This window comes from Parafrankia sp. Ea1.12 (assembly GCF_900465275.1).
In the GTDB taxonomy this organism is placed as follows: domain Bacteria; phylum Actinomycetota; class Actinomycetes; order Frankiales; family Frankiaceae; genus Parafrankia; species Parafrankia soli.
Map to the genome: position 1 here is coordinate 1 of NZ_UBIZ01000039.1, position 233 is coordinate 233.

Here is a 233-nt window from a genome sequence, read left to right on the forward strand (position 1 = left end):
CTGCCCCGCGGCGCGGGCGCCGTGCTGGCGTTCGGTATCGAGGGCGGTGCGGCGGCGGGCCGGAAGTTCGTCGAGGGCCTGGAGCTGTTCAGCCACCTCGCCAACATCGGCGACGTCCGCTCGCTGGCCATCCACCCGGCGTCCACCACGCACGCGCAGCTACGCGAGGACGAACGGCTCACCAGCGGGGTGTCCGCCGACCTGGTCAGGCTCTGCGTCGGCCTCGAGGGCGT

1 protein-coding gene is annotated in these 233 nt (G+C 73.8%); it reads left to right on the top strand.

Features of this window, described 5'->3' with window-relative positions:
• Positions 1-233: PLP-dependent transferase (locus tag FMEAI12_RS00190; RefSeq protein ID WP_200835109.1), on the top strand; the 233-nt coding region annotated here is incomplete at both ends.